Genomic DNA, 21503 nt, shown 5'->3' with positions numbered 1-21503 from the left:
GGGCGGGGCGCCCGCCCCCCGCGGGGGGGGGGGGGGGGGGGGGGGGGGGCGGGGCGCGGGGGGGGGGGGGCCCGGCCCCCCCGGCCCCACCACCCTGTTACGGCGCGACCGCGGGCTGGTCCGCGACCCACAGCCAGGACCCGTCCGGCTGGCGCCGGGCGATCTCGACGGTCACATCCCCGTTGACCTGCGTGGCCGTCGTCATGGCCAGATCGCCGTTCACCAGGGCCGGGTGCTGTCTGCCGTACGAGAGCACCGGCGCGGCCTCGACGAACCGCTCGAACACCTCGCGGATCTCCGCGTGTCCGGTCGCGAGGCTGCCCGGCGGGAACGCCAGCACGGCGTTCGGCTCGTACAACGCCACCAGCCCGTCGACATCACCCGCGTTGGCGCGATCGATGAAGAACCTGCCCAGTTCGTTCGGCTCGGTGGCCACTGTCTTGTCTGTTGTCTTCTCCGTCATGCCGATCAGCCTCCCAATGAATACATGACACGGTGTGTCATGTATCTCGGTAGAGTTTTCGCATGCGCGCCGACCGTTTGGTCTCCCTGGTCCTGCTGCTGCGGCAGCACGGTCGACTGTCCGCGACCGCGCTGGCCCGCGAGTTGGAGGTGTCCACCCGCACGGTGCTGCGCGACATCGAGGCGCTGTCCGCGGCCGGCGTCCCGGTCTACGCCGAACGCGGCCGGCACGGCGGGTTCGCGTTGCTGCCCGGCTTCCACTCCGAGTTGACGGGACTGAACCACGACGAGGCACTCGCCCTGCTGGTCGCCGGAGCGCGCCGCGGCGCGCAGGCGTTCGGGCTCGGTTCGGCCCTCGCCTCGGCCCTGCGGAAGGTGGTCGACGCGCTGCCCGAGGGCCATCGGGCCACCGCGGCCGGCGCGGCACGCCGACTGCTCGTCGACCCGGACACCGACCTCCTCGCGCGTCGGCTGACGGCCGACGAGGTGCCTGACAGCGTCGTGGCCGAGGTGCGGCGCGCGGTGTTCGCCGGACACAAGCTGCGCATCCGGTACGCGGCGGTCGAGCAGGCCCCGAAGTGGCGCACGGTGGACCCGATCGGCCTGGTCACCGTGCGCGACCAGGGCTATTTGCTGGCCACCCGCTCCGGCGCGGACCGCACCTACCGGCTGTCGCGCATCTCGGCCGCCGAGGAACTCGCCGAACCGGCACAGCGACCGGACCGGGTCGACCTGGGCCGGGCCTGGCAGGAACGCAGCACCCGGTTCCGTACCGGCAAAGACCAAGTCACCGTGCTGGTACGGATGAACCCGGCGCGGCGGGAGGAACTGGTGGGCACCGCGCTGACCGTCCGCACCGAGGAAGCCGAGGGAGCCGAGGAAGCTGAGGGAGCCGAGGAAACCGGGCAGGGCGAAGACTCTGACGCGGGCGGCTGGCTGCGGCTGGAGGTGACCTTCCAGGATCCGAGACACGCGCAGTGGGCGCTGTGGAGTCTGGGCGCGGACGCGGAAGCCATGTCCCCCCAGTGGTTGCGCGAGACCCTGCACCACCAGGCCGCCGCGATCGCCGCCCGCTACGGAACGTCCCCCTGAGGGCAGGGGCCCGCCGCGGCAGGTGGACGCCGCCTCTACGATGGGCCGATGACGTCGATCAAGCAGTTCCAGATCACCTTCGACTGCGCGGAGCCCGAGCGCGTGGCGCGCTTCTGGCGTGCGGTGCTGGGGTACGCCGTACCGCCGCCCCCGGAGGGGTTCGCCACGTGGGACGAGTTCGATCGCTCACTGCCGCCCGGGCATCAGGGTCCGGCGTTCGCCTTCATCACCCCCACGGACGGCGCCCCGCGGATGTTCTTCCAGCGCGTTCCCGAAGGCAAGGTCGTCAAGAACCGGCTGCACCTCGATGTCCGGGTCGGCACCGGGCTCGTGGGGGAGGAACGAGTGGCCGCGCTGGAGGCCGAATGCGCGCGACTGATTCCGCTCGGCGCGGTCCGCGTACGACTCCTGCTGGCCGACGACGAGAACGAGTCGTGCCTCGTGATGCAGGACGTCGAGGGCAACGAGTTCTGCCTCGACTGAGCCGGTCCGATCCCCGCAGACAGGGCCCCATGAGCGCGATGAGCGAAGGGGGACAACACACCTGGATCTTCCGCATGGCGATGCGGAACACGCACCAGGACCTCCGCCACCGCCTGCGGAGAACCACCGCCCCCGGCGAGGAACCCCGCTGAGCGCGTGAGCCAGGCCCTCACCGGCGGCGGGTGCGCCTCAGGGGGGCGGCAGCAGAGTGATGCGGAACTCCTGGTCACGGGAGCCGGAGCAGCGACCCTGGACGATCTCGGCGCCTTCGGCGGTCTCCTCGTCACGGACCGCGAGACACTGGCCGGTGGCGGCGGGGCGGAGACGGAAGTGGGCCGCGGCCGGTGGACCGACGGGCTCGATCCGGAACCGCTGCGCGGGGTCGTCCTCGGCGCAGTCGTTCCGGGGCTCGATCAGGTCCCGGCCGGGCCCGTCACGCAGGAGGGTGAGACAGCCGACGCTGTACTTCGGATGGTGCCACTGGATCTGGACCATGTTCGTGCCGACGGGCTCGATGTAGGTGCGGGGGTGGACGCCTCGGGCGCAGGGGTACTGGGCCGCGACCGCTGTTCCGTACTTCTTCGTCCGGTCCCGCCCTTCGGTGACACACAACCGGGGGGTGCGGGCCGGGTGGATCTGCGCCCAACTGCCGACGGCCAGGATGGCCAGCCCCCGCACCGGGTGGGTGCCGAGTGCCGCGCGGTGCGGCGTGGACCAGGCCGACAGCAGGGTCTGCAGGCCGAGCGCGGCCCCCGCGCCGACCACGCCGACGGCGATCAGCGGCGGGTACCGGTGCCGGTGCCTGGGCCGACGACCGGCGGCGGCCACGCCCGGCGTCTCCCGCCTGCCGGCGCCGGACGTACGGGGACCGGACGGCTGGTGGTCCATGGCCAGCCGCTGGCGGGCGACGAGCCACTGCTGGGTCTGCGTCTCACTCAGCCCGCAGGCACGGGTGAACGCGGCGACGAACGGCTCCCGGGGCAGTGTGGTCCGACCGAGAGCGGTTCCGATCGTGCTGGAGGCCAGTGCGTCCCCCCGCGCTGCGGCCTTCCCTTCCAACTGCCGGTAGGAGAGCCCGGACCACGCTCTCAGCGTCCGCAACGCCGCGGTGAACTCCTCGGCGGTACGGACCTGGTCCGGCTGCGGTGCCTCAGGTGATGGCTGGACGTTGCCGCGCGCTGCCCTTCGCTCCACCCGTCCACCGTAGCGACGGCCCCCCGTCCCGCGCCTCAGCCGAACTCGTCAACTATCGGCGCAGTTCGGCCAGCCGCGGCGGGCGGGAGGGCCGTGCGGTGCGCTTCTGTCACGGTCGCATCAGGTGCAGGTCCGCACCCCACGCGTCCAGCACCGCGCCATGCCCGGCCCTCCGGGCCACCGCCTCGACCTGGGCGAACAGCCGACGCTGTACGGTCACGTCCCCCGTCCTCGCGACACGGTCCGCGGCGTCCAGCAGCGGCCCGGTGTCCCAGCCGGGAAGCGGGTGACGGGTCAGCTCCCATTCCAGGTACTTGTTGTAAGGGCGGGGACGACGGTCCAGAGCGAAGAGCAATTCCAGCAGGAACCGCACACTGTCGGCCGCGTCGAGGCGGGCCGCGAGGCCATGTCCGTCCCGGTCGTTCTTGACCGAGCGGTAGAGCGAGTTGGCGTAGGCGTCCAGCCATTCCGCAGCATCGCGCGCGGCTTCGCCGTCCTCCAGCCGCGCCTTGTCGGCCAGGATCCGCGCGATCCCTCCATCGAGCCGGTCGAGCACGACGCGGGCGCGGGCGAGGGCGTACCGCTCGAAGCCCGGCATTCCGGTGGCGCGGAACGCGTCGAGGGAGAGGACGATGAGGTCGAGTTGGGGCGTGCGGTGCCCCGTGAACCGGGTGAGGTCCGTCGTCGCCCCGTCGGCGAGGACGACGTACAGGTCGTGGTCGGAGTGCTCGGTGGTCATCCCCTCATGTGCCTGGGACCCCTTGAGGACCAGTCCGACGACGGCAGGGTCGGCGGTGGCGAGTTCCACGAACGCGTCGTATGTCATGGGCTTCTGAGCGGTCATCGCGTGATCTCCGGTGGGTTCTGGGAACGGGTATGACAACCGGACGACCCCGAGACAACGCACGTGGCGATCCTACCGGTCGGCGATCCGGGCGGCCTTGGTTTCGGCCCCCGTGGGGCTGCTCAGCACCGTTCGCCGGTGTTCGGCGGGGGGACGCGGATAATCACCTGGCATACGCGCCCCGGTGTGTAAAGGTGTCCGCTGGACGGCGCTCGGCGGCCGTGGGGCCGGAGCCGCGCCGTGAACTCGTACGATCGAGGGGGACTTGAGATGCGTCAGCGTTTTCTGGGATCGACCGGACTCGTCGTCAGCGAGCTGTGCCTGGGGGCCATGACCTTCGGGCGGGAGAGCGACGAACCCGAATCGCACGCCGTTCTGGACCGCTTCGCGGAGGCGGGCGGCACCTTCATCGACACCGCCGACATCTACGCGGCGGGTGCCTCCGAGGAGATCGTCGGCCGGTGGCTGAAGCGCCGCCGCCGTGACGACGTGGTCATCGCCACCAAGGTCCGCTACGGCACCGGTGACAGCCCCAACGACCGGGGCCTGGGCCGCAACCATCTGATCGCCGGTGTGGAGGCCAGCCTGCGCAGGCTCGGCACCGACCACATCGACCTGTACCAGGTGCACGCATGGGATCCGGCGACACCGCTGGAGGAGACCCTCTCCACCCTGGACACCCTGGTGAAGTCCGGGAAGGTCCGCTACCTGGGGGCCAGCAATTTCACCGGCTGGCAGCTCCAGAAGGCCCTCGACCTCAGCCGTCTGCACGGCTGGGAGCGCTTCGTCACCCTCCAGCCGCTGTACAACCTGCTGGACCGCTCCACCGAGTGGGAACTGGTCGAGGTGGCCCGGCACGAGCACCTCGGCCTCATCCCGTGGAGCCCGCTGCGCGGCGGCTGGCTCAGCGGTTCGATCCGGCGCGGCGCCACCGCCCCGCCCGCCGGCAGCCGGGTGGAGACGGCCGAACGGCTCGGCTGGGGCGAGTCCTGGAGCGCCTACCAGGACGAGCGCACCTGGCGGGTGCTGGACGCCCTGTTCGACGTGGCCGAGCGCAGCGGGCTGACCCCGGCCCAGGTCGCCGTCGCCTGGCTCGGCGGTCGGCCCACGGTCACCGCCCCCATCATCGGCGCCCGCACTCTCGACCAGCTCGACAACCTCCTCGGCGCGGCCGACGTCGACCTGGACCCGGCCGACGCCGCCCTGCTCACCGAGGCCGGCGACCAGCCGCTCCCGTACCCGTACAGCGTCATCGCCACCGACCCGGCCCAGCGCTGACGACCCGCCGACGCGGTCGGCGCCCGGGTCGTCGCGTCGCCCTCAGAGGCGGACGGGTGACTTCGGCGGCAGGCGGCGGGACGCGCCCCGCCGCCTGCCCGGGAGCCGGCCGTTCATGCGTCAGCGTGGACCCAGGTGCGTCGACGTGTCCGTGGCGTCGACCGGCCGCGGGAGCGGGTACCGCGGCCGGAACGCCCGATGGTTCGGCGTGAGCTGGGTGAAGGGACATCGGTGGTCGGGAGAGAAGAGGGGAAGGACTCCGCGCCGCCTCCTGGGCGGAAGGACTCCGCGCCGCCTCCTGGGCGGAAGGATCCCGCGCCGCCTCTTGGGCGAAAGGGCTCCGCGCCGCCTCCCGGGCCCGCGCGTCCGGAGTTCTGGCGCAGTCCGCTGCGAGGACCCTGGCTGACGGCGGTGTTCGGGCTGATCCTCCTCGTCGGCGTCACGATCCTCTTCCTCACCGGTCTCCTGTCCTACGCGTCCTACAACCCCGATCTGTCCCGGATCAACGACGAGACCCCCGACAAGGACCTGCTCGGGTTCTACCTGTTCTCCTGGCCGACCTCGCCCTACTGGCTCTACCGGGTCACCCAGGGCGTCCATGTCACCTTGGGGATCGTGCTGGTGCCCGTGCTCCTGGCGAAGCTGTGGTCCGTCGTCCCCCTGCTGTTCTCCTGGCCACCGGTGCGCTCCGCCAGCCACGCGGTGGAGCGGTTGTCCCTGCTCCTGCTGGTCGGCGGGGCCCTGTTCGAGTTCGCGACCGGCATCCTCAACGTACAACTCCACTACATCTTCCCGGGCTCCTTCTACACCCTGCACTTCTACGGCGCGTGGGTGTTCATCGGCGCCTTCGTCGTCCATGTGTCCTTCCGGCTGACCCGGGCCCTGCGCGCGGTGACCACCCGCCGGGACGAGGCCGACCGGCCCTCGGACCTCGCGGATCCGGCGGCCCCCGCGTCCCCCGCGGATCGCGCGTACCTCTCGGCCCCGTCGGCCGGCGACCGTGCCGCCCGTCTCGTGGCACCGCGTCCGGCGCCGCCGACCCTGTCCCGTCGCGGGGCCGTCGGGCTGGTGGGCGCGGGGTCCGGGGTGCTGCTGCTGGTCACGGTGGGGCAGAGCGTGGGCGGCTGGTTCCGCAGGACCGCGCTGCTCGCGCCGCACGGCCAGGACCCGGGCACCGGCCCCAACGGGTTCCAGATCAACAAGACGGCCGCCGCCCTCGGCATCCGCACCAGTGACACCGGCCCGGCCTGGCGGCTGACCGTGCGCGGCGGCGGCCGTCAGACCGTCCTCACCCTCGAGGAACTGCGCGCCCTGCCGCAGCACGAATCCGCGCTCCCGATCGCCTGCGTGGAAGGCTGGTCGACCACGGACCAACGGTGGCGGGGCGTACGGATCGTGGATCTGGCGGCGCTGGTCGGACTGGGGCCCGACGCGCCGCACGTCCGCGTGGACTCCGTCCAGCGGGGAGGCGCCTTCGCGTCGGCCGTCCTGCGGGACAACCAGGTCCGGGACCGGCGGTCACTGCTGGCCCTGCGGGTCAACGGAGCCGTCCTCTCGCACGACCACGGCTACCCGGCCCGGATCATCGTCCCCGGCGCCCCCGGGGTCCACAACACCAAATGGGTCACCCGCCTCACCTTCGGGGAACCGGTATGAGCACCTTCCGAGGCCGCTACGGGGCGTCCCCGCTGCATCTGCTGCTGGTGCTGGCCTCCTTCGCGCTCGCCCTGTACGCGGGCGTCAGGCTGCTCCGGGGCGACACCCTGGGCGTACTGATCTGGTTCGTCGGAGCCGCCCTGATCCACGATCTGGTCCTGCTGCCCGCCTACTCGCTCACCGACCGCCTGGCACAGCGTCTGTGCCGACCGGGACCGGCCCGTCATCGGCCGAAGGAAGCGCCGCTGCGGATCCCGCGGGGAGCGGCCGTCAACCATCTGCGCGTTCCGGCGCTGCTCTCCGGACTGCTCCTGCTCGTCTGGTGGCCGCTGATCCTGCGCCGGGTCCCCGACTACACCACCATCACGGGGCTGCCGGCCGAGGTGTTCCTCGGCCGATGGCTGCTGATCACCGCCGCCCTGTTCGCCGTATCGGCCCTCTGGCTGCTGGTCCGGGTGCGCCGCGCGGCCCGGCCGCAGTGACCGGCCCCGACCCGCGCTCAGGACACCGCGCTGCGGACCGCCGCCCCTCTCCCGCCCCGACGCCGCACCCCCCAGCCCACGAGCACCGCGCCGCCCGCGACCCCGTACGCGGTGGCGCCCAGCGCGTACCCGTCGTCGAAGACCGACGCCAGTACGTAGACGGCCGCACCCGCCGACGCCACCCCCAGCCACTCCCACCGGCCGTCGAGAGCGACCAGGGCGACCAGCAGCAGCGCGTACCAGGAGTAGCCCGGAGTCAGCAGCAGGAAGACGGTGCCGGTGACCACCAGGGCACCGCTCCAGGGCCGGTCCGGATCACCGCGCCACACCACCCACCCCACCACCGCGACCGACACCACGGCCAGCGCGGGCAGGACCCGGTCGTCCGGAAGCACCAGCCGCAGCAGGGCGAAACGGTCGGTGGCGGAGGAGGTGTCGTCGTACCCCTCCTCGGTCAGATAGCCGCCGAGATAGCCGAGCACCGAATCCCGGGACCACAGTGCGTACGGCAGATAGACCACGGCGGTCACCGCGGCGGCCGGCAGCAGCACGGCCGCCGCGTCCCGGACCCGCCGCACCCCGCTCAGCGCACCCGGCACCACCACCGCGGGCAGCAGCTTCGTCGCGACGGCCGCGCCCAGCAACGCCCCGCCCCGGACCCGATGCCGGGGGACGAGCCCGAGCGCGACGACGACCAGCAGCGCGCCCAGCACATCGACATGCGCGTTGTCGACCGCCTCGACCGGCACCACCGGACACCATGCCCAGTACGCCGCCCACCGCACGTCACCGCGCCCGCGCAGCACGAGGAGCAGGGCGACCGTGGTGCCGAGGGCCAGGACCGCCCCGCCGACCTGGAGCGGCTTGTGCCGGGAACCGTCCGGCGACAGGGCGTGGACCAGCAGGAAGTAGCCTTCGGCGACGGGCGGGTAGATGGTGTGCACCGCGGGCCGGTTGATCCGGGTGCAGCGGACCTGCCCGGCCGGTGCGGGGATCCGCGTCAGATCCACGCCGGAGCACGCCGCGCCGGACGGGAAGAGCCAGGGATCGCGCAGCCGGGCCAGTGCGGGATCGCGGGGCGTGTGGTCGTAGGGGGAGATGCCCGCGGCCTGTACCCGGCCGTCCCAGGCGTAGCGGAACGAGTCGGTGCTCGTGCTGGGCGCGGCGGTCAGCCCGGTGGCCGCGACCGCGACACCGCCGAGGAGGACCAGGACCGTCGTGTGCCGGACGGGGACGGTCCGGAGCGACCACACCGCCGCGGCGAAGAGCAGCCAGCACGCCGTGTACCGCCAGAACAGGCCCACCGGATCGTCGTGGTAACCGTCGTGACGGAAGGTCAGGACGAGGGCGGCGGTCAGCGCGGCGAGCAGCAGACCGGTACGGACGGTGCGCGCACCGTTCATGAGCCCCGCTCACCTCCGGTCCGCCTCACCGGGCACCGTCCTCGGCCCGCAGCCGGGCCAGGGTCCTGGCGAAACGGGTGTGCGGCGCCTCGGCCGCCACCGCCAGCACATCCTCCGCGGTGTCGACGTCCCGAAGGCGCCGCAGATCCCGCACCCTGAGTCCGGCCTCCACGAGCCGCTGTCGCTGCAACGCCCCCGTGTCCGGCCGGGACATCGGCACCCCGCGCAGCAACCCCGGTTCCGGTACGGCGAGTCCCAGCGCCCAGAAGCCGCCGTCCACCGCCGGTCCGAACCAGGCGTCGCACTCCCGCCAGGCGTCCTCCGCCAGGGCCGGGGCGAGCAGGGCGGGGGTGACCTGGGGGGTGTCCATACCGATCAGCACGGCCGGGCCGGTGCACCCGGCGAAGGCGGCGGCCAGCCGGACGTCCAGCGACCCCGCGCACTGCGCCACCACCTCGAAGCCGGCGGGGAGCCAGGGGCCCGGCGCACCGTCCAGCACCATGACGCGCCGCCGCGCGGGGGCGTCCGCCACGGCGGCCAGCGAGTCGGCCAGCGCCGCCTCGGCGAGGCGGGCCGCCTGGGCGGGGGAGTAGGGCGGGGTGAGCCGGGTCTTCACCCGCCCGGGAACGGGCGCCTTGGCGATCACCAGCAGGGTGGTCATGGGACGTCGGGCCGGCCCGACACCGGTGGCGGCGGGGCGAGCACCGCCCGCATGTCCCGCACCGCCTGCCACGTACCCCGCCAGGTCCCGGTGACCTTCGACTTCCCCGCCCGGGGGAAGTACGGAACGTCCGTCTCCCGTACGGCCCAGCCGGCCGCCGCGGCGCGGGTCACCATCTCCAGCGGATAGCCGCTGCGCCGGTCGGTCAGCCCCAGCCCGAGCAGCGCCTCCCGGCGCGCGGCGCGCATCGGCCCGAGGTCACGCAACGGCAGACCGGTCCGCTTGCGGACCATCCGCGCCAGGACCAGGTTCCCCACCCGGGCGTGGACCGGCCAGACCCCCCGTCCGGTCGGGCGGCGCCGGCCGAGCACGAGGTCGGCTCGCCCCAGTGCGATCTCGCGCACCAGCACGGGCAGCAGCCCCGGATCGAGGGAACGGTCGCAGTCGCAGAAGCAGACGGTGTCGGCGGTGGCCGCCTCCAGCCCCGCGTGGCAGGCGGCGCCGAACCCCCGCCGGGGCTCGCGCACCACGGTCGCGCCGAGGGCCTCGGCGATCCCTGCGGAGCCGTCCGAGGAACCGTTGTCGACGACGATGGCCCGCCAGGAGGCCGGAACGCGCGCCAGCACCCACGGCAGGGCGGCGGCCTCGTTCAGACACGGAAGGACGACGTCCACCGCCGCACGGCTGGGTTCGGGCACCCGCTCACTCTAGGGAACCCGGAGGGACATCACCGGCATTTCACCCGCCGGTCCCGTGGTGTCCCGCCGCTCGGTTCCCGAAGCCCGCCGAGCGCGAACTCGGTCATCCCCTCGGTGAATCCGACCCCCGCACGCCAGCCCAGTTCATCGGCGATCCTGCGGGAGGAGGCGGTGATGTGGCGGACGTCGCCCAGCCGGAACTCCCCGGTGACCACGGGGGCGGGGCCACCGTGCGCGCGGGCCAGAGCGCGCGCCATCTCGCCCACCGTGTGCGGCTCCCCGCTGCCGGTGTTGAACACGGACAGCGCCCCCGGCTCCCGGACCGGCAGGGCCTCCAGGGCGACCGTGCCCGCGGCGGCCACGTCCCGTACATGGACGAAGTCCCGGCGCTGCCCGCCGTCCTCGAACACCCGCGGCGGCTCGCCCCGGGCCAGCGCCGAGCGGAAGAACGAAGCCACCCCCGCGTACGGGGTGTCCCGGGGCATCCCCGGCCCGTACACGTTGTGGTAGCGCAGGGAGACCGCCCGTCCGCCGGTCGCCCGCGCCCATGCCGCGGCGAGATGCTCCTGGGCCAGTTTGGTCGTGGCGTACACATTGCGTGGATCGGCCGGCGCGTCCTCGTCCACCAGACCGGGGACCAGGTCCGCACCGCACCGCGGGCAACGGGGTTCGAAGCGGCCCGCCTCCAGATCCGCCGTCGCACGCGGTCCCGGCCGGACCCACCCGTGCCGCGGGCAGTCGTAGCGCCCCTCCCCGTACACGACCATCGACCCCGCGAGCAGGAGATCCCGCACCCCGGCGTCGGCCATCGCCGTCAAGAGGACCGCGGTCCCGAGGTCGTTGCAGGCCACGTAGGCGGGGGCAGCCGAGAATCCGGTGCCGAGCCCCACCATGGCCGCCTGATGGCACACCGCGTCCACACCGGCCAACGCGTCCGCCACCGCGCCCCGGTCCCGTACGTCCGCGTGGAGCAGTTCCGCACCGGGCGCCGCGCCCGCGCCGTGGGCCGACGGCAGCAGCGCGTCGAGCCCCACCGCCTCGTGACCGCGCGCGGCGAGAGCCGCCACGATGTGCGAGCCGATGAACCCCGCCGCGCCGGTGACCAGTACACGCATACCGAGGACTGTAAGGCGCCCGGTGCCGGACGCCCGGCAGGAACATGTGCTCGGCAGGGCGCCACGGCACCAGGGCGCCAGGGCACCTGAGGACTCCGCCGAGCCGGTGCCCCGCTGCCCCGGCGCACACGGTCGCCGTGCCCGGGGCCGGCGCGGTGTGCAGTACCGCTCAGTACCGGTCGGTACCGCTCGGTACTGCACAGGGTTGCTCGGTACCGAACGGATGGCTCAGTACTGCTCGGTCTCCACGAACCCGCTGCCCGAGTCGTTGTCCGCGCCGAAGGCGTCGGCGGCGGCGGTCGGGTCGAATCCGGGCGGGCTGTCCTTGAGGGCCAGGCCCATGCCGGCCAGCTTCGCCTTGACCTCGTCGATGGACTTCGCGCCGAAGTTGCGGATGTCGAGGAGGTCGGCCTCGGAGCGGGCGACCAGCTCACCCACGGAGTGGACACCCTCACGCTTCAGACAGTTGTACGACCGGACGGTGAGGTCCAGCTCCTCGATCGGCAGGACCAGATCGGCGGCGATCGCGGCGTCCGTCGGCGACGGGCCCATGTCGATGCCCTCGGCGTCGATGTTCAGCTCGCGGGCGAGACCGAACAGCTCGACCAGCGTCTTGCCAGCGGAGGCCATGGCGTCACGGGGACGCATCGCCTGCTTGGTCTCGACGTCGACGATCAGCTTGTCGAAGTCGGTGCGCTGCTCGACACGGGTCGCCTCGACCTTGTACGTGACCTTGAGCACCGGCGAGTAGATGGAGTCGACCGGGATACGGCCGATCTCCTGGCCGACCTGCTTGTTCTGCACGGCGGAGACATAGCCGCGGCCACGTTCGACCGTCAGCTCCGTCTCCAGCTTGCCCTTGCCGTTGAGGGTGGCGAGGACGAGGTCGGGGTTGTGGACCTCGACACCGGCCGGCGGCGCGATGTCGGCGGCGGTGACCAGCCCCGGACCCTGCTTGCGCAGGTACATCACCACGGGCTCGTCGTGCTCCGAGGAGACGACGAGTTGCTTGATGTTGAGGATCAGGTCGGTGACGTCTTCCTTGACGCCCGGCACGGTGGTGAACTCGTGCAGGACGCCGTCGACCCGGATGCTGGTGACAGCCGCTCCGGGGATCGAGGACAGGAGGGTACGGCGGAGAGAGTTGCCGAGGGTGTAACCGAAGCCCGGCTCCAGCGGCTCGATCACGAACCGCGAGCGGAACTCGTCGACGACCTCTTCGGTCAACGAGGGGCGTTGAGCAATCAGCACGAGGTGTTGCCTCCAGGGATCTGGCGCCCGCTATGTGACGCCTGGACATGACGAAGGGTACGCGCGATACGTGCGATTTGGCCGCCACGGGGGCCGAACCGCCCGACTTCGTCCATCTTCCGCACCTGCTCGGGTGCGGGCGGACCGGGGGCGCGGCCGGTCGGACGGGGCGACACCGTCCGCCGCGCCGGACGGCGACAGCCGGGGCCGGGGCGGAGGGACGGGGCCGGGGGCCGGGGCCAGAGGCGGCGCGGGCACCGCACCGGGGCGGCCGAGGCGATGGCGGCCTTGACGGCCACCGGCCCGGTCAGGCCGCGGCCACCGGTCGGGTCGCGGGCCACCGGCCCGGTCGGGTCGGGTCGCGAGCACCGGTCGGGTCGGGCCGCGGCCACCGGTCGGGTCGCGGGCCACCGGCCCGGTCGGGTCGGGTCGCGGGCACCGGTCGGGTCGGGCCGGGGCCACCGGTCGGGTCGCGGGGCACCAGCTCGGTCGGGTCGCGGGCACCGGTCCGGTCGCGAGCACCGGTCCGGTCCGGTCCGGTCGTGGCCGACGACCGCGCGCCCCGGTTCCCGCCCGCGCCTGCCGAACGGCCCCGTCGCGGGCGGCGACCGTGTCCACCCGGTTCCCGCCCCGCGCGCTCAGGGACGCGCCGCGCCGTGCTCCGCCAGCATGCGGTTCTTGCCGGCGAGGATGTGCGCCTCCATCAGCCGGGCGGCGTCCTCGCCGTTGCCGGCCTCCAACTGGTCGATGATGCGCCGGTGCTGCTCGTTGGAGGTGCGCCGGGCGGCGCCGGGTTCCAGACCGTGCCGACGGAACAGATGGAGTTCCTTGGAGACCCCGTCGTACAGCTCGACCAGCCTCGGGCTGCCGGAGAGGGCGACCAGGCGCCGGTGGAGGTCGACGTTCAGCGGGTAGTAGTCGCCCATGCCGGCGGACTCGTCCAGCCGGTCGGCCGTGGCCCGCAGCGACTCCGCCTCGGCGGTGTCGACCCGCGCCGCGGCCAGCCGTCCCGCGAGGCCGAACAGGCTGGCCCGGATGTCGTAGAGCTGGGCGGCCTCCTCGACGGTGATCTCACGGACGAACATCCCGCGGTTGGCCCGGAACTCGACCAGTTTGGTCCGCTCCAGATGGCGGCACGCCTCCCGCACCGGGCCACGGCTCACCCCGAGTCGCATGGCCAGGGCGGACTCGTTGATCCGGTCGCCCCCGTCCAGCGCCCCGGTGATGATCATCTGTTCGAGTTCCTCGACGATCATGTGGGGCAGCGAACTCGCCTGGCGTTCTGCCACCTTGCGCTGGAGCGCTGTCATTCCGTCGGAGTTCTCTCCCACGTCCGCCCGGACCTCCTCGCACCGCGTCGACAACTGTCAACAATCTAACACCGCCATGCTCGGAAACGGTCCGGAATAGGCCCGCTTCCCCACCGGAGGCGACACCCTGACGGTGATCCTTTCCCACTTTCAGGCCCATTTCATGGCGATTTCTCCGCCGTATGGATCCGGTAAACGATCAGAACGTAAATCGTTGACAGTTTGCGATTCACGGTCTCAGACTGTGACCCACGTCATGAGCCGCCAAGGACTGTGGGGACGAGCATGAAGATCAAAAACATCCGGGCCAGCGTGCACACCACCTCCATAGAGGTGCCGCTGCTGCGGGAGAGAGTCGCCGGGTACGGCCGGGAGGAGCAGCGGGAGTTCGTCTTCTGCGAGGTGGAGACGGACGAGGGGATCACCGGTGTGGCCGTCACCGGTCACTTCCTGGCCAGGTCGGTGGTGGTCGCCCTGGAGCGCCACTTCCTGCCGGTGGTCAAGGACATGGACCCTCGCGAGGTCGAGGCCGTGCATCAGCGGGTCTGGCGCTCGCTCAACCCGAGGACGATGACCGGCGTCGTCTCCAGCGCCCTCTCCCTCCTGGACATCGCGCTCTGGGACATCGCGGGCAAGCACGCGGGCCGGTCGGTGGCCAGCCTGCTCGGCGGGGCCAGGACGCAGGTGCCGACCTACTCGACGTTCGGGTTCCCGCAGTACGACCGGGATCAGCTCGCCCAGGCCGCCAAGCTCCAACTGGACCTGGGCTTCCGGGCGCTGAAGCTGGTCGTCGGCGTGGACAAGGGCGGCTGGCGGGAGGACGCCGCACGGGTGCGGGTGGTGCGGGAGGCCGTGGGGGACGACATCGACATCATGATCGACGCCAACTACCTGTTCACCCCGACCGACGCGAAGCTGCTGTGCCGGGCCATCGAGGACTGTGACCTCACCTGGTTCGAGGAGCCGCTGCACCAGAACGACGCCAGGGCCCTGGCCGATCTGCGCGCCCACACCCGTATCCCCCTCGCGGCCGGGCAGATGGAGGGGCACCGGTGGCGGATCCGTGAGCTGATCGAGCACCAGGCGATCGACATCCTCCAGCCCAACGCCTGTTACTGCGGCGGTTTCACCGAGGCCCGCAAGGCCGCCCACCTGGCGCAGATCTACAACCTGCCGGTGGCGCACGGCGGCGGCTGGCCGCTGTTCAGCATGCACACCCTGGCCGGTCTGATGAACGGCTGGATCCTGGAGTGGCACCTGGGGATGGGCCAGGTCGGCGAACGGCTCTTCCCGGACTCGCCGCGGCCCGTGGACGGTCACATCACCATCCCGGACCGGCCCGGCCTCGGACTCACCGTCGATCGTGACGTGCTCCGCGACACCCTCGTGCCGGCCGTGTAGTCCGGCGGCCGGAAGAAGGGTGGCGAGCCCATGAGCAGCTCGATCGAGAAGGACGAAGAGAACAGCACCAACGAAGACGCCGAACACGGCACCGGGACCGATTCCGCGACCGCCCCTCAGGAGGCCACCAAGAACAACCCCCACCCCGAGCCCGAGTCCGGCGACGGCGGAGCGCCCGGCGACCCCCCGCGGAAACGACCGCGCTGGCGGAGCGCCGCGAGCAACACCGGCCTCCAGGTCCTGACCTCCGCCATCCTGGCCGCCATTTTCGGCATCCTCGCACCGGACACCGCGGCCGAACTCAAACCGCTCGGCGACGCGTTCATCGACCTGGTCAAGCTCACCATCCCGCCGATCGTCTTCCTGGTCGTGGTCACCGGGATCGTGTCCGTCGGCGGGATGAAGGCCGCGGGGCGCATCGCCCTCAAGGCCATCATCTACTTCGAGATCATCACCACCATCGGCACCCTGCTCGGGCTCGCGGCGATCAACATCTTCCGCCCGGGCGACGGGGTGGCGCCACCCGCCGGCGCCACCGACGACATCGACAGCTACGTCGACGGCGCGAAAGAGAAGTCGATCAGCGAGTTCCTGCTCGGTCTGATCCCGCACAACGTGGTGCACTCGTTCGCCACGGGCGACATCATCCAGATCCTGGTGTTCGCCGTCCTGTTCGCCATCGCCCTGCTCCATCTGCCCAAGCGGCAGTCCGATCCGGTGCTGCGTGCCTTCAGCACCCTCAGCGACGTCTTCTTCCGCATCATCGGCATGGTCATCCGCCTCGCCCCGATCGGCGTCTTCGGCGCGGTGGCGTACACGGTCGGCGCGTACGGCCCGGAGGCGCTCACCGCGCTGATGAAGTACGTCGGGCTCGCCCTCGCGACGCTCATCGTCTTCCTGACGCTGGTCCTCGGCACGGTCACCCGGATCATCGGCGTGTCCCTGATCCGGCTGATCCGGGGGCTGCGCCGCGAACTGGTCATCGTGCTCGGCACGTCCTCCTCGGAGGCCGTCATGCCGCACCTCATCGCCCGGCTCCAGCAGTTCGGCTGCAAACGCGACGTCGTCGGACTCGTCGTGCCGACCGGGTACTCGTTCAACCTCGACGGGGTCGCCGTCGTGGTCCCCATGTCCGCCGTCTTCATCGCCCAGGTGTACGGCGTCCCGCTCAGCTTCACCGATCAGCTCACGCTGTTCCTGGTGTTCCTGTTCGTGTCCAAGGGCACCGCCGGTGTCACCGGATCCGCGTTCATCACCCTGGCGAACCTGATCGCCGCGGTCGGCTTCATCCCGGTCGGCGGTCTCGCCCTGATCCTGTCCATCGAACGCTTCCTCTCCCTCATGCGGGCCCTCACCAACGTGCTCGGCAACGCGGTCGCCGGTATCGCCATCGCGCGCTGGGAGCCCGGGGGGATCGACGAGGAACAGTTCGCCGCCACCATCGGACGCCGCCGCCGCACCCGTACTCGTACCAGCACCCCAGGAGGTAAGTAGTGCCGAGGATCACCGCCATCCACGAGGGCACCGTGCCGATCAGCTCGTCCATGAGCAACGCGTACATCAACTTCAAGGACATGGACTGCTCGATCGTCGCCGTGGAGTCCGATGTGATCCGGGACGGCCGCCCGGTCGTCGGATACGGATTCAACTCCAACGGCCGCTACAGCGTCGGTGAGATCCTGCGCCGCCGTGTCATCCCCCGGCTGCTCCAGGCGCCGCCCGAGGACCTGCTCACCGACGACGGCGACCATATCGACCCGGCCAGGGCCTGGGACGCGATGACGCGGGACGAGAAGCCAGGCGGCCACGGCGAACGGCCCGTCGCCGTCGGCGTGGTCGACATGGCCCTGCACGACCTCGCCGCCAAGCTCGACGGCCTGCCCCTGCACCACTGGCTCGCCCGCCACCACGACCTGGGCGAGCCGGACGACGACGTCTTCGTCTACGCCGCCGGCGGCTACTACGCCCCCGGCAAGGGCATCGGCGAACTCCAGGACGAGATACGGCACTTCCTCGACCTCGGCTACCGCGTGGTGAAGATCAAGATCGGTGGGGAGGAGGGACTCGCCGAGGACCTGCGGCGGATCGAGGCGGTGCTGAAGGTGCTCGACGGGGCGGGCGACCGCCTCGCCGTCGACGCCAACGGCCGCTTCGACCTGGACACCGCCCTGCGCTACGGCCAGGCCCTCGAACCGTACGGTCTGTTCTGGTACGAGGAACCGGGCGACCCGCTCGACTTCGCCCAGCACGCCGCACTCGCCGAGCGCTACCGGGGTCCGCTGGCCACCGGGGAGAACATCTTCTCCCTCACCGACGCCCGCAACCTGCTGCGCTACGCGGGCATGCGCCCCGACCGCGACACCCTCCAGATCGACCCGGTGCTCAGCTACGGCCTCGTCGAGTACCAGCGCATTCTGCGGATGCTCGCGCAGCACGGCTGGTCGTCACGCCGCTGCGTCCCCCACGGCGGCCACCAGTTCTCCCTGCACATCGCCGCCGCCTTCAAGCTCGGCGGCAACGAGTCCTACCCCGGCGAGTTCCAGCCCACCGGCGGCTTCGCCGACTCCGCGGCGGTGGTCGACGGACGGGTCGCCCTCACCGACATCCCGGGCATCGGCTTCGAGGACAAGGCAGAGCTGTACCGAGTGTTCCGCGCCCTGCATCAGTGATGCCGTGGGGCGCCGGGACCACCGGCGCCCCCCGCACCCGCCGACCGGGATCCGGCCGCGGGCCACACCGGACAGAGACCTGCCGGGAGGCCCGCGGCCGAGCCGTGGCCGTGGCACGACGGAGCCGCGACCGAGCCGTGGCACGACGGAGCCGCGACCGAGCCGTGGCACGACGGAGCCGCGACACCGCCGTGGCCGTGGCGCGACCGAGGTGCGATCGAGCCGTGGCCGTGGCGCGATCGAGCCGCGACCGAGGTGCGGCGGGGCATCGGCCCCGGGAACCCCGGGGTGCTCGTGGACCGGTTCACATGCGTGCTCAAGTTTTCCGGAAATGTTTTTCCTGTGTGTGAGCGGGAACGGGACTCATCAAGTGCTTCGGAATGCAGGCACGCCCGTGGGCCGGGTCCCTACGCCCCCGCGCGGCGCCTAAGGCCGTCGTGCTGGGTGTTTCCTCCGCCCGCGGTGTCTCAGTCACTCCCGGCACCGTTTTCCGGAGGCACATGATGCACCCCAGAAGGACCGCTCGTCAGCACCCCCATGACGACGCACCTGACACCGCCGCGGCCTTCGCCCGGCTGGCGGCGCTGCCCGACGGGCCCGAGCGCAGGCAGTTGCGGGACGAACTGGTCGGGGTCTGGCTGCCCATGGCCGGGCGGATAGCGGGCCGCTTCAACGGTCGCGGCGAGAGCGCCGAGGATCTGCGCCAGGTCGCCGCGATGGGGCTGGTCAAGGCGGTGGACCGCTTCGACCCCGACCAGGGACGGGCCTTCGAGGCGTACGCGGTCCCCACCATCACCGGCGAGGTGAAACGCCACTTCCGCGATGCCCTGTGGGCCGTGCACGTCCCCCGCCGTGTCCAGGACCTGCGCAACCAGGTCCGTCGCGCCCGCCGCGAACTCACCGACCGCTCCGGCGGCCGGGAGCCCGGCGTCCAGGAGATCGCCGCGCACGCGGGGCTCAGCGAGAGCGAGGTGCGCGACGGGCTGGAGGCCCTGGAGTGCTTCAGCACCCTGTCCACCGACTCCGTCACCCCCGGCACCGAGAACCTGCCCCTGGCCGAACAGCTCGGAACCGACGACCAGAACTACGACGCCGTCGTGGACCGCCTCGCCGTCAGCCCCTATCTGCGCCGCCTCCCGGAGCGCGAGCGGACCATCCTGTACCTGCGCTACTTCCGCGGCATGACCCAGAGCCGTATCGGCGAGGAACTCGGCCTCTCCCAGATGCACATCTCCCGCATCATCACCCGCTGCTGCACCCGCCTGCGCGACCAGGTCATCGCCGACGCGGCATGAGGCCGCCCGGCCCCGCGAGCACCGACACCGTCGCCGACGTGCGTGCCGCCCGTGATCGAGGGGTACTCGTGGGGCCCCGCGGGCACCTCGGCGGGGCCCTCTTCGAGCACGGAGCCGCCACCATGACGTCCGAATCCCTCACCCGCACCCCGCCCCCGCGCTGCTGGACGGCCACCGGCGTCTACCGCCCGCAGGACGACACCCGGCTGCTGCGGCGGGCACTGCGCCGTGAGGGCGTCACCGACGGTGCGGAGGTGCTGGACCTGTGCACCGGCAGCGGTGTGCTGGCCGTCGAGTCCGCGCTGCTCGGCGGCCGGGTGACCGCGGTGGACATCTCCCGGCGCGCGGTGTTCTCGGCCCGGTGCAACGCCCTGCTGAACCGCCGAAGAGTGACGGTACGGCGGGGCGATCTGGCCGCCGCCGTGCAGGGCCGCCGCTTCGATCTCGTGATCAGCAATCCGCCGTACGTGCCCTCCCCGCACCCGGGACCGGCCCGGGGCGCGGCGCGGGCCTGGGACGCGGGCGCCGACGGCCGGCTGCTGGTCGACCGGGTCTGCGACGCCGCACCGGCACTGCTGCGGCCCGGCGGCGCCCTGCTCCTCGTCCACTCCCACCTGTGCGGCGTCGAACCCACCCTCTCCCGGCTCGACCGCCACGGCCTGCGCGCCGGAGTGGTCGACCGGGCCCAGCTCCCTTTCGGCCGGATCCTGCGGTCCCGCCTCGCCTGGCTGCGCGAACGCGGACTGGTGACCGACCGAACCCCCTTGACGGAGGAACTGGTGGTCATCCGTGCCGAACACGCCTGAACGCCCCCGCCGTATCCGTGTGCAACCCGGCGGCCCGCTGCTGGTCGAGGGGCCGGTGGAGGTGGTGGGGGAGGACGGCCGGGTGAGCGTCTCGCACCGCTTCGAGGTCGCGGTGTGCACCTGCCGCCGCACCCGGACCCCTCCCTGGTGCGACACCAGCCACCGCCGCCACCACAAGCGGGCGGACAGCCGGGGAGACGAGCGGGAAGGCAAACGGGAAGGCAAGGGGGAAGGCAAGCGGGAAGACGAGCCCGGAAGCAATGGGGGAACCCACCGGGAAGAGCGGAAGGACCACCGATGACGGGCCGCCATCCCAGGCTGAACCCACCCCCGCTGCCCGAGCCGCGCGGCCCGCTCTCCGCCTGGGCGGTCACCAGTCTGCGCGGCTCGCGCCCCGCGCCCCCGCCACCCCGCCCCGAGGACTGCCCGCCCTACGGCGACGATCTGCACCTGGCCCTGTACGTCCTGTACGAACTGCACTACCAGGGCTTCGAGGACGTACCCGACACCCAGGAGTGGAACCCGGCCCTGCTGGCGCACCGCGCCCTGATCGAGGACCGCTTCCTGCGAGCCCTGCGCGCGGATGTGCCGGTCCACCCCGATGACACGGCCGAGCGGGCCCTGGACGAACTCCAGCTCGAACCGGCCCGCGACGACAGCACCGGCGTCTCCGGCTTCCTGCGCGACGAGGGCACCCTCGACCAGCTCCGCGAGTACGCGGCACTGCGCTCCCTGTACCACCTCAAGGAGGCCGACCCGCACGCCTGGGTCATCCCCCGGCTGCACGGCCGCGCCAAAGCGGCCATGGTCGCCGTCGAGTACGACGAGTTCGGCGCCGGCCGGCCCGAGGACATCCACGCCGACCTGTTCGCCGCCCTCATGGCCGACCTGGGCCTGGACACGGCGTACGGCCACTACGTCGACGCCGCGCCGGCCGAGGCGCTCGCCGTCGTCAACCAGATGTCCCTGTTCGGCCTCCACCGCTCACTGCGCGGTGCGCTCGTCGGCCACTTCGCCGCCGTGGAGGTCACCTCCTCGCCCGCCTCCCGCCGCCTGGCCGAGGCCCTGCGCCGGACGGGCGCCGGTCACGCCGCCGTACGGTTCTACACCGAGCACGTCGAGGCGGACGCGGTGCACGAACAGGTCGTACGACGGGATGTCGTCGGCGGCCTCCTGGAACAGCACCCCGAACTCGGCCCCGACGTCGTCTTCGGCATCCGTACGACCACCCACCTGGAGGACCGACTGGCGTCCCCCCTGCTGACCGCATGGCGGGACGGCACCACGGCACTGCGCTCACGCGCGGTTCAACCTTCGTAGCGGAGACCGGAGACCGGAGACCGGAGACCGGAGACCGGAGACCGGCGACCGGAGACCCGGGCAGGGGCACGGGCCCGCCCCCG

General features: G+C 72.2%; 21 protein-coding genes. 12 read left to right on the top strand and 9 right to left on the bottom strand.

What is annotated here, in order from left to right:
- Window positions 1–97 precede the first annotated feature (97 nt).
- Window positions 98–463 (bottom strand): YybH family protein, encoded by a 366-nt coding sequence (locus ACIQNG_RS14700; RefSeq protein ID WP_401431033.1) that lies wholly within the window; start codon window positions 461–463, stop codon window positions 98–100.
- 62 nt (window positions 464–525) lie between these two features.
- Between ACIQNG_RS14700 and ACIQNG_RS14695 the strand changes: the two genes are divergently transcribed.
- Entirely contained in the window at window positions 526–1554 is a 1029-nt protein-coding gene (locus tag ACIQNG_RS14695) for a helix-turn-helix transcriptional regulator (protein WP_401485076.1), read from the top strand.
- Window positions 1555–1602: 48 nt separating this feature from the next.
- Window positions 1603–2037 (top strand): VOC family protein, encoded by a 435-nt coding sequence (locus ACIQNG_RS14690; RefSeq protein WP_401431029.1) that lies wholly within the window; start codon window positions 1603–1605, stop codon window positions 2035–2037.
- Between the two features lie 189 nt (window positions 2038–2226).
- Here the strand turns inward: ACIQNG_RS14690 and ACIQNG_RS14685 are convergent, their stop codons facing one another.
- Together ACIQNG_RS14685 and ACIQNG_RS14680 are read right to left on the bottom strand one after the other, a co-directional pair.
- A complete protein-coding gene (locus ACIQNG_RS14685; protein WP_401485075.1) occupies window positions 2227–3231 on the bottom strand; it encodes an RICIN domain-containing protein in 1005 nt (334 codons plus the stop codon).
- 109 nt (window positions 3232–3340) lie between these two features.
- Complete coding sequence (locus ACIQNG_RS14680) at window positions 3341–4075, bottom strand: hypothetical protein (protein WP_401485074.1); 735 nt, start codon at window positions 4073–4075, stop codon at window positions 3341–3343.
- A gap of 270 nt (window positions 4076–4345) precedes the next feature.
- On the opposite strand from ACIQNG_RS14680, the gene ACIQNG_RS14675 reads away from it, so the two are divergent.
- The 3 genes from ACIQNG_RS14675 (at window position 4346) to ACIQNG_RS14665 (ending at window position 7491) form a co-directional block, all read left to right on the top strand.
- Window positions 4346–5353 (top strand): aldo/keto reductase, encoded by a 1008-nt coding sequence (locus tag ACIQNG_RS14675; RefSeq protein WP_401485073.1) that lies wholly within the window; start codon window positions 4346–4348, stop codon window positions 5351–5353.
- Between the two features lie 411 nt (window positions 5354–5764).
- A complete protein-coding gene (locus ACIQNG_RS14670; protein ID WP_401485071.1) occupies window positions 5765–7009 on the top strand; it encodes a molybdopterin-dependent oxidoreductase in 1245 nt (414 codons plus the stop codon).
- The gene (locus tag ACIQNG_RS14665; RefSeq protein WP_401485069.1) at window positions 7006–7491 is read left to right on the top strand and encodes a hypothetical protein; all 486 of its coding nucleotides are present in this window, start codon (window positions 7006–7008) and stop codon (window positions 7489–7491) included. Before ACIQNG_RS14670 ends, ACIQNG_RS14665 begins: the two co-directional genes overlap by 4 nt.
- Before the next feature lie 17 nt (window positions 7492–7508).
- Here ACIQNG_RS14665 and ACIQNG_RS14660 read toward each other — a convergent pair whose 3' ends face one another.
- From ACIQNG_RS14660 to ACIQNG_RS14635, 6 genes are all read right to left on the bottom strand, one after another.
- Window positions 7509–8894 carry a glycosyltransferase 87 family protein gene (locus ACIQNG_RS14660; RefSeq protein WP_401485067.1) on the bottom strand — a complete coding sequence of 462 codons (1386 nt, stop codon included), beginning with the start codon at window positions 8892–8894 and terminating at the stop codon, window positions 7509–7511.
- A gap of 25 nt (window positions 8895–8919) precedes the next feature.
- A complete protein-coding gene (locus ACIQNG_RS14655; RefSeq protein ID WP_401431015.1) occupies window positions 8920–9555 on the bottom strand; it encodes a DUF2064 domain-containing protein in 636 nt (211 codons plus the stop codon).
- Entirely contained in the window at window positions 9552–10253 is a 702-nt protein-coding gene (locus ACIQNG_RS14650; protein ID WP_401485064.1) for a glycosyltransferase family 2 protein, read from the bottom strand. The genes ACIQNG_RS14655 and ACIQNG_RS14650 overlap by 4 nt, the downstream gene beginning before the upstream one ends.
- Before the next feature lie 29 nt (window positions 10254–10282).
- A complete protein-coding gene (locus ACIQNG_RS14645; RefSeq protein ID WP_401485063.1) occupies window positions 10283–11368 on the bottom strand; it encodes an NAD-dependent epimerase/dehydratase family protein in 1086 nt (361 codons plus the stop codon).
- A 228-nt stretch (window positions 11369–11596) separates the two neighbouring features.
- Complete coding sequence (locus ACIQNG_RS14640; RefSeq protein WP_401431009.1) at window positions 11597–12619, bottom strand: DNA-directed RNA polymerase subunit alpha; 1023 nt, start codon at window positions 12617–12619, stop codon at window positions 11597–11599.
- A gap of 638 nt (window positions 12620–13257) precedes the next feature.
- Window positions 13258–13950, bottom strand: a complete 693-nt coding sequence (locus tag ACIQNG_RS14635) for an FCD domain-containing protein (RefSeq protein ID WP_401431007.1) — start codon at window positions 13948–13950, stop codon at window positions 13258–13260.
- 264 nt (window positions 13951–14214) lie between these two features.
- On the opposite strand from ACIQNG_RS14635, the gene ACIQNG_RS14630 reads away from it, so the two are divergent.
- From ACIQNG_RS14630 to ACIQNG_RS14600, 7 genes are all read left to right on the top strand, one after another.
- Window positions 14215–15330 (top strand): mandelate racemase/muconate lactonizing enzyme family protein, encoded by a 1116-nt coding sequence (locus ACIQNG_RS14630; RefSeq protein WP_401485061.1) that lies wholly within the window; start codon window positions 14215–14217, stop codon window positions 15328–15330.
- Between the two features lie 30 nt (window positions 15331–15360).
- The gene (locus ACIQNG_RS14625; RefSeq protein ID WP_401485058.1) at window positions 15361–16824 is read left to right on the top strand and encodes a cation:dicarboxylate symporter family transporter; all 1464 of its coding nucleotides are present in this window, start codon (window positions 15361–15363) and stop codon (window positions 16822–16824) included.
- Window positions 16824–17999 carry a mandelate racemase/muconate lactonizing enzyme family protein gene (locus ACIQNG_RS14620; RefSeq protein ID WP_401485056.1) on the top strand — a complete coding sequence of 392 codons (1176 nt, stop codon included), beginning with the start codon at window positions 16824–16826 and terminating at the stop codon, window positions 17997–17999. Before ACIQNG_RS14625 ends, ACIQNG_RS14620 begins: the two co-directional genes overlap by 1 nt.
- Before the next feature lie 503 nt (window positions 18000–18502).
- Window positions 18503–19294 (top strand): SigB/SigF/SigG family RNA polymerase sigma factor, encoded by a 792-nt coding sequence (locus ACIQNG_RS14615; RefSeq protein WP_401485114.1) that lies wholly within the window; start codon window positions 18503–18505, stop codon window positions 19292–19294.
- A gap of 122 nt (window positions 19295–19416) precedes the next feature.
- The gene (locus ACIQNG_RS14610) at window positions 19417–20100 is read left to right on the top strand and encodes a HemK2/MTQ2 family protein methyltransferase (RefSeq protein ID WP_401485054.1); all 684 of its coding nucleotides are present in this window, start codon (window positions 19417–19419) and stop codon (window positions 20098–20100) included.
- The gene (locus tag ACIQNG_RS14605; RefSeq protein WP_401485053.1) at window positions 20084–20401 is read left to right on the top strand and encodes a CDGSH iron-sulfur domain-containing protein; all 318 of its coding nucleotides are present in this window, start codon (window positions 20084–20086) and stop codon (window positions 20399–20401) included. The genes ACIQNG_RS14610 and ACIQNG_RS14605 overlap by 17 nt, the downstream gene beginning before the upstream one ends.
- On the top strand, window positions 20398–21420 hold the full coding sequence (locus ACIQNG_RS14600) for an iron-containing redox enzyme family protein (protein ID WP_401485051.1): 1023 nt from the start codon (window positions 20398–20400) through the stop codon (window positions 21418–21420). The genes ACIQNG_RS14605 and ACIQNG_RS14600 overlap by 4 nt, the downstream gene beginning before the upstream one ends.
- Window positions 21421–21503: the final 83 nt, after the last annotated feature.

This window comes from Streptomyces sp. NPDC091377 (assembly GCF_044757045.1).
Taxonomy (GTDB): Bacteria; Actinomycetota; Actinomycetes; order Streptomycetales; family Streptomycetaceae; genus Streptomyces.
Note: the sequence above shows the minus strand (reverse complement) of the source record. Positions and strands in the feature narration are given on the sequence as shown.

Coding starts and splice junctions, on each gene's coding strand:
- ACIQNG_RS14675 (WP_401485073.1), top strand. CDS start 4,346: ATGCGTCAGCGTTTTCTGGGATCGACCGGACTCGTCGTCAGCGAGCTG.
- ACIQNG_RS14610 (WP_401485054.1), top strand. CDS start 19,417: ATGACGTCCGAATCCCTCACCCGCACCCCGCCCCCGCGCTGCTGGACG.
- ACIQNG_RS14645 (WP_401485063.1), bottom strand. CDS start 11,368: ATGCGTGTACTGGTCACCGGCGCGGCGGGGTTCATCGGCTCGCACATC.
- ACIQNG_RS14700 (WP_401431033.1), bottom strand. CDS start 463: ATGACGGAGAAGACAACAGACAAGACAGTGGCCACCGAGCCGAACGAA.
- ACIQNG_RS14680 (WP_401485074.1), bottom strand. CDS start 4,075: ATGACCGCTCAGAAGCCCATGACATACGACGCGTTCGTGGAACTCGCC.
- ACIQNG_RS14690 (WP_401431029.1), top strand. CDS start 1,603: ATGACGTCGATCAAGCAGTTCCAGATCACCTTCGACTGCGCGGAGCCC.
- ACIQNG_RS14615 (WP_401485114.1), top strand. CDS start 18,503: ATGCACCCCAGAAGGACCGCTCGTCAGCACCCCCATGACGACGCACCT.
- ACIQNG_RS14630 (WP_401485061.1), top strand. CDS start 14,215: ATGAAGATCAAAAACATCCGGGCCAGCGTGCACACCACCTCCATAGAG.
- ACIQNG_RS14665 (WP_401485069.1), top strand. CDS start 7,006: ATGAGCACCTTCCGAGGCCGCTACGGGGCGTCCCCGCTGCATCTGCTG.
- ACIQNG_RS14625 (WP_401485058.1), top strand. CDS start 15,361: ATGAGCAGCTCGATCGAGAAGGACGAAGAGAACAGCACCAACGAAGAC.
- ACIQNG_RS14655 (WP_401431015.1), bottom strand. CDS start 9,555: ATGACCACCCTGCTGGTGATCGCCAAGGCGCCCGTTCCCGGGCGGGTG.
- ACIQNG_RS14660 (WP_401485067.1), bottom strand. CDS start 8,894: ATGAACGGTGCGCGCACCGTCCGTACCGGTCTGCTGCTCGCCGCGCTG.
- ACIQNG_RS14695 (WP_401485076.1), top strand. CDS start 526: ATGCGCGCCGACCGTTTGGTCTCCCTGGTCCTGCTGCTGCGGCAGCAC.
- ACIQNG_RS14600 (WP_401485051.1), top strand. CDS start 20,398: ATGACGGGCCGCCATCCCAGGCTGAACCCACCCCCGCTGCCCGAGCCG.